The organism is Paeniglutamicibacter sp. GQ140, from assembly GCF_059759235.1.
Window position 1 is genome coordinate 454,132 of sequence record NZ_JCAXDW010000002.1, and the last position, 6,216, is coordinate 460,347.

A 6,216-nucleotide genomic window follows, 5' to 3' on the forward strand; every position below is an offset into this window, starting at 1 on the left:
GAAACCGTGAATCTTGAATTCGGCACCCGTGCCATCATCGCGCTTTCCTGGGCCCGCGAGTTCGGCGTGCCCGACTCCGCGCTGCAGCCGGACCGCGCGCCCGTGGGCCTCTTCGTCCCCTCGATCGACACCGGACGCGTGGAGGTGCTGCACCTGGGCGACCACCGGGTGGTGCGCGCCCCGGAGGACTTCCTGCCGCTGCTGCGCGGCGCCTCCGAGCAGCACTTCGTCGACGACCGGGCGTTGCTGGGGCTGCTGCACGCCTCCGGGCTGGCCCCCTCGGTCCGCTCGCTGGGCGTCGACGCGCTGACCTACCTCGATTCGCCCTTCGAGATCGTGGACTCGGAGAACATCACCGTCTCCACCGACCTGGAGGACCTGGCGGAGCTGCGCGAGGGATCCCCTCACGACGACGCCGCGAGCACCGAGCTCCCCGACTGGGACCAGTGCTTCGTGCTGTTCTCCGACACCCGCTCCGAGCCCGTGGCGGGCGCCGGCTACTGGGCGCCGGGCGGGCTGCTGGCCGACACCACGGTGCTCACGCACCCGCACCTGCGCGGCCACGGCCTGGGCCGCTACGCCGCGGCGCTGGCGGTCGACGACGCGCTGGGCGAGGGATTGATCCCGCAGGCGCGCATCAAGGAAGGCCAGGACGCCGCCAGCGCCCTGGCCACCTCGCTGGGCTTCGAGCTGGTCGGGTCGCTGCTGAGCCTGAAGCTGCACCACGGGGCCTGAGCCGGGACTGCACAGGGGCGCGGGGTAGAAAAAGGTGCCGGCGCAATCGCGCGTGCGCGAAATCCCGGCCCCTTGGTGTTTTCCGATGCGGCGCTAAGGCAGGATCGTGGCCCTCGGGATTTCGTTGGGCGTAATGGTGCCGAGCTTCTCGACATACGCGGTCAGGGCGCTGACATCCGCGGTGCCCTCGTCTGCCGACACCACGATCGGGGCGTTCAGGAACGCGCTCACGCCGTCACCGCCGTTGGTTGCCACGTAGTTGGTGATGGCCAGGGAGTAAGTGGCGCCCGGATCGACAGGCGTGCCGTCCTGAAGGACAACGTCGGTGATGCGCTGGCCTGCGGGGGCGAATTCCGAGTAGGTGAAGGTGAAGCCGGAAACCCGCGGGAAGCCCCCGTAGCCTTCGGGACTGGAGTCGACACCCTGGTTCAGGCCCTCGATCAGCTGTTCACCGGTGACCTCGATGAGCATCGCGCGGTTTCCGAAGGGGAAAACGGTGTGCAGGTCGCGCAGCGAGAGATCGCCGCCGTCGATCTCGGCGCGGATACCGCCGCCGTTCGCCCAGCCGAGGTCGGCCGTGAAGTAGTCGCGGAAGGCATCGGCGGCCAGCTCGCCCGCGGCACGGCGGCCAAAGTCGCCGGTCGCCGTCCCGATCGTCGCGTCGAGGCGCTCTTCCATGTCCTGCTCGTAGAAGGCGGCCCTTGCCGCCCAAGCAGGTTCCTCGGCCACCGATTCGTCGACGTCGTGCAGGACGGCGCCCGTGGTGATGTTGCCGCAGAGGTCCTTGGCGATGTCGATCTCGGCGACCACGCCGTAGTCGCCCATGCCGGTGACCATCAGGCGCCCGTCGCCCAGCTCGATCGCCTCGGCCGGGGACGAGCCGCTGTTCTCCTCACGCATGAGCACCTGGACTTCCGGGACCCGGTCCATGAGCTCGAGCCCTTCTGCCCGGTCGATCTGGCCGGAGACGACGATGACATCGACGTCCTGCTCCTGCAGCAGCTTCACCCCGGCCTGGGTGGATTCGAGGTAGGGCCGCTGGTCGAGATCGGCATTGGCGGAGCTGTTCTGCAACGAGCCGGTGAGGCCAATGACGCCGACCGTCAGCTCACCGGCTTCCACGGCTCCGGCCACGGCGCCGGGAAGGAACTCGCTGCCGTCCTTGTAGGCGAGGTTGGATGCAATCCACGGGAATTCCGAGGCCTTCACCAGGTCCAGCGCTGTCTCGAGACCGAAGTCGAAGTCATGCTGGCCGAAGGTGGCAGCGTCCACGCCCAGGTCGTTAAACGCCTCCACGAACGGGAACCCCTTGTAGACGCCGCCGAACAGGCTGCCTCCGGCCATGTCGCCGCCGAAGATGGTCGCAGGATTCTCGTTGGCGGCCTCGATGCCGTCCAGGACGGTGGCAAGGCGGGCAATGCCGCCACGGTAGCCCAGGGCGTGCTCGCGCGGGCTGCACTCATGGGCGTCCTGGAAGTAGGCCACGGTGCCTTCCCGGTACGGGACAGGCGGCAGGCCCGGTGCGTGGCACCGCCCGGCGCCCGTGCCCTGCCCCTTCCCGGGGGAAGCGGTTTTTGCGCCGTCCTGCTCGACTTTGTGTGTTTCCGCGGGGACGGCAAGGGCAGCGGGGGCGAGGGAAAGGGACAGCGCGCCGGCCGCGGCGGCGAGGGCGAGAACGCGCCCGAACTTGAAAGAAGACATGCGGGTGACCGTACAAGGTTCAAGTGAACGGTTGGAAAGCCCGGCATGAACGCACGACGGGCTGTCCCGTTGACCACCGGCTCAACGAAATAAGGACCGCACCGGGCCTTCCTGCCTGCCCGTCCACGCAAAACGCCCGACCGGGAAACCCCGGCCGGGCGTTTTAGGTGTATTACTGGTCCCGCCGTGCCGCAACGTGTTGCACAGACCCGTGGAAGACACGGATGGCTGGGCCCGTTCCAGCGTTTTCTAGCGCGGCGGACGGATGAAGCCGGTGAAGCGGCCGGCGATCTGCCCGGCCTCGGGAGTCACGATGATCTCCTGCTTCGCGGCGTAGCGCTCCTCGCCGTCCACGACCTCCAGCTCGAGCTCGGTGTCGATGTTGCGCTTGACGAGCGCCAACCCGACGGGCCCCGCCTCGAAGTGCGTTGCCACCGAGGTCAGCGAGCCGACGGCCTTCTCCCCCACCATCACCGGGGAGCCGAGGGCGGGCAGGGTGTGCATCGAGCCGTCCAGCTGCAGGAACACCAGGCGGCGCGGCGGGCGCCCGACGTTGTGCACGCGGGCCACGGTTTCCTGGCCCTTGTAGCAGCCCTTGTCCAGGTGGACCGCGGTGCGGATCAAATCCAGTTCGTGCGGGATGGCCTTCTCATCGGTCTCGAAGCCGAAGCGCGGACGCCAGGCGGCGATGCGCAGCGCCTCCACGGCGAGCATCCCGGCCAGCGGCAGGTCCGCGACCGCCCGCTCGAGTTCCGCCGCCGGCACGATGTACAGGTACCAGGGACGCTCGTTCCCCGGGTGTTCCGGCTCCGAGTAGGCATAGCCGCCGGTGGTGACGCCGGGCCACGGGTCGACCCAGACCGGGTTCTCCGCGAGTGCCGGCTGCGGTGCGCAGGCGCCCACGACGGCAAATTCCGCCGAGACGTCGGTGATTTCCACGCGCAACATGAAGCGCATGCGGGTCAGGAATGCGGCCAGCGGCTCGGCCTGTCCCGGCTCGACGATCAGCCAGAGCTTGTCGGCGCCGGCCAGCACGCGGATGTCGAATTCAATGCGGCCCTGCACCGTCAGCAGCAGCGTCTGGGTGCTTTGCCCCTCGGCCAGCCCGGTCAGAGCCTGGCTGGAGAGGGTGTTGAGCCAGGAGAGCCGGTCCTCGCCGGAGAGCGTGACCACGCCGAAGTGGGACATGTCTGCCACGGCCGCGCCGGAGAGCAGCCTGCGCTGCTCCTGGTTCGGTTCCCCGTAGTGGGCGGCGACGCCCTCATCGATCCCGGACGCGCCGACGGCGCCGGGCCTGGAGAGTAACGGCGAAATCGCCATGGTCATCCCTGCTTCTTGAGGGCGGCCGAGGCGTGTGCCTTGAGGTCGTTGCCGCCGGTGGATACGTCCCACCGCCAGTACAGATCGCCGTTGACCAGGCCGTAGATCCGGGTGGCCGACGCGTAGTCCTTGGCGTGGGTGCCGCGCATCACCAAGTCGGTGGCCAGCTGGATTTGCGGGCCCTTGATGACGCCGTAGTAAAGTTCGCTGATCGCCCCGGGGTGCGCGATGTTGGCCTGGATCTTGAACCCGCCCTCGTCCGTGCGCAAGTCTTCAACGTCTTGGGCCGAACGCAGGGCGGGAACAATGTCCCCGGGCGTCATTCCCGGGCCGAGATCGCCGTCCAGCATGGGGCGTTCGAGGGACCAGAACCCGGATTCAACGGTGAGCGGACGCAACGTGGTGCCCTGCTCGTCGGTGATCCAGGTTTCGGACCGGTATTCCAGGAACGGCAGCCCGTTCTGGGTGAAGCTCACGCGCTGGAAGAAAAATTCGTCGTCGGCTTCGCCTTCGCCAAGCCGTCCGGTCCCTTCCCAGGTCCCGATCAGCCACGAGAGCGGCACCAGTTCCGGGGTCAGGTCGGTGGGAATCTCGATTGCCATCGCGTGTGCTTCCTAGTGCTGTTTGTTCTTTACTTCTGGCCCTTGAAAAGGCGCGCAACGACGAGTCCGGCGAAGCCGGCCATGCCCAGGCCCGCCAGGGTCAGCAGCGAGAGGAAGAAGATTTCGAGTCCAAGGTATTCGTTCATGCCACCATCCTAACCGGTTTGGCGGGACCCCCGGGCCTTTCGTGACGTCGGCCGCGGCGCGCCCCACCGGGCCCTGGCCACTAGACCAGCAGCAGCAGGATGTACCAGGTCACCGATCCGCAGACCAGCAGCGGGGTCAGCGCCGCGGCCGCCATCTGGGCCGGCCCCTTGGGCCCGCCCACGGAAACCAGCATGGCCCGCGAGCCGACGACGACCAGGCCGCAGGCCGCGCCCAGCACCAACGCCGGAACCAGGCTGACACCCGGGTGCAACAGGCTGGCCGCACCGCCGAGCAGCACCGCCAGCACGAAGCCCAGCGGGAAGACGACGCGGTCGGGCAGCCGCAGCACCCCGGGAACCGCCGCCCCCAGGATGCCGATCCCCGCCATCAGGGAAAGTGCCGGCCCGGCCGGTTCGGTCCCCAGCACCGCCCAGCCCGAGCCGAAGGCGGCAACGACCATGCCGGTGATTCCCGTGGCAGCGGACTCCAGGCGCTTTTGCGCGTCGGTGCCGCGCACCAGCTGGGTGAGGAACATCAGGATGACGCCGGTGGCCAGGCACGGCGCCACCCAGCCCAGCCCGGGTCCCGACGGCGCGACGAGGCCCAGCAATGTTGCCCCCGCACCGACCACGAAGATCACCAGGGACACCGGGTTGGGCGAGGGCACCTTCATCAACCGCGGCCAGCCGACGGCGAAGGCGGCAAGCAGCACCAGGGTGACCCCAAGCACCGGCCAGGCCGTCCCGCCGGGCAGCTGGCTGGCCCCGACGACCAGGGCAAGGGCAATCGTTCCTGTGGCCAAAACTTTGAATCTCACAGGTTACATCCTGCCCTATCCGGCCCGGCACCCCGCCCGGGGGCACCGGGCCCGGCGCGTGTTGCGGGCTCGGAAACGTAATGGAAACGCACGGCAATCTATACTTCATTGTGTAAACACCGATTCACCGGGGGTTGCGCCGCACGTGTGGCCCTGCCCGCGGAATCGGCAACCCAAGCACCTGGGAGGGAAGGCATCGATGGCCGTCATCGCGCTATTGACCAACGCCCCCGGGCCCTCGGCCGACATCCTTCCCTCACTGGGACTGCTCTCCCACCAGGTCCGCGTCATGCCCGCCCAGGGGGCCGCGCTGCTGGCCACCGAGGGATCCGAGGTGGTGCTGGTCGACGGCCGCAAGGACCTGGCCGCCTCCCGCACGCTGTGCCAGTTGCTGCGCACCACCGGCATCGCCTGCCCGCTGCTGCTGGTGCTCACCGAGGGCGGGATGGCGGCGATCTCCGCGTCCTGGCAGGTCGACGACGTCATTCTCGACACCGCAGGCCCCGCCGAGGTCGAGGCGCGGCTGCGCCTGGCCCTGGCCCGGTCGGCCCCGGACGAGGGATCCACGGGTGCACCGATCCGCGCCGCGGGCGTGCTGATCGACGAGGCCAGCTACACCGCCAAGGTCCACGGTTCCCCGCTGAACCTGACCTACAAGGAATTCGAGCTGCTCAAGTACCTGGCCCAGCACCCCGGCCGGGTCTTCACCCGCGAGCAGCTGCTGCACGAGGTCTGGGGCTACGACTACTACGGAGGCACGCGGACGGTCGACGTCCACGTCCGCCGCTTGCGCGCCAAGCTGGGCACCGACCACGAACAGCTCATCGGCACGGTGCGCAATGTGGGATACCGTTTCGCCTCGCAACGCAACGAAAACGCCGAGAGCGTCGACGG

At 68.7% G+C, this 6,216-nt stretch carries 6 protein-coding genes; 2 read left to right on the forward strand and 4 right to left on the reverse strand.

Annotated features, from left to right (window positions below; genetic code table 11):
• Positions 1-6 precede the first annotated feature (6 nt).
• Positions 7-735, forward strand: a complete 729-nt coding sequence (locus AC6CHY_RS04870) for a GNAT family N-acetyltransferase (RefSeq protein WP_217389398.1) — start codon at positions 7-9, stop codon at positions 733-735.
• A gap of 93 nt (positions 736-828) precedes the next feature.
• On the opposite strand, the gene AC6CHY_RS04875 is transcribed toward AC6CHY_RS04870, so the two are convergent.
• From AC6CHY_RS04875 to AC6CHY_RS04890, 4 genes are all read right to left on the reverse strand, one after another.
• Positions 829-2,436, reverse strand: coding sequence for a bifunctional metallophosphatase/5'-nucleotidase (locus AC6CHY_RS04875; RefSeq protein WP_217389397.1), 1,608 nt, complete (start codon positions 2,434-2,436; stop codon positions 829-831).
• 249 nt (positions 2,437-2,685) lie between these two features.
• Positions 2,686-3,756 (reverse strand): CAF17-like 4Fe-4S cluster assembly/insertion protein YgfZ, encoded by a 1,071-nt coding sequence (ygfZ, locus tag AC6CHY_RS04880; RefSeq protein ID WP_418888840.1) that lies wholly within the window; start codon positions 3,754-3,756, stop codon positions 2,686-2,688.
• Positions 3,757-3,758: 2 nt separating this feature from the next.
• Positions 3,759-4,358, reverse strand: coding sequence for a heme-binding beta-barrel domain-containing protein (locus tag AC6CHY_RS04885; protein WP_217389395.1), 600 nt, complete (start codon positions 4,356-4,358; stop codon positions 3,759-3,761).
• A 226-nt stretch (positions 4,359-4,584) separates the two neighbouring features.
• Positions 4,585-5,322, reverse strand: coding sequence for a hypothetical protein (locus AC6CHY_RS04890; protein ID WP_498225751.1), 738 nt, complete (start codon positions 5,320-5,322; stop codon positions 4,585-4,587).
• Between the two features lie 199 nt (positions 5,323-5,521).
• On the opposite strand from AC6CHY_RS04890, the gene AC6CHY_RS04895 reads away from it, so the two are divergent.
• The coding region (locus tag AC6CHY_RS04895) for a winged helix-turn-helix domain-containing protein (RefSeq protein ID WP_498225753.1) at positions 5,522-6,216 on the forward strand (695 nt) is incomplete at its 3' end.

Bases quoted from the DNA above. Each gene is read 5' to 3' on its own strand.
- AC6CHY_RS04875 (WP_217389397.1), bottom strand. From the start codon at position 2,436: ATGTCTTCTTTCAAGTTCGGGCGCGTTCTCGCCCTCGCCGCCGCGGCC.
- ygfZ (WP_418888840.1), bottom strand. From the start codon at position 3,756: ATGGCGATTTCGCCGTTACTCTCCAGGCCCGGCGCCGTCGGCGCGTCC.
- AC6CHY_RS04885 (WP_217389395.1), bottom strand. From the start codon at position 4,358: ATGGCAATCGAGATTCCCACCGACCTGACCCCGGAACTGGTGCCGCTC.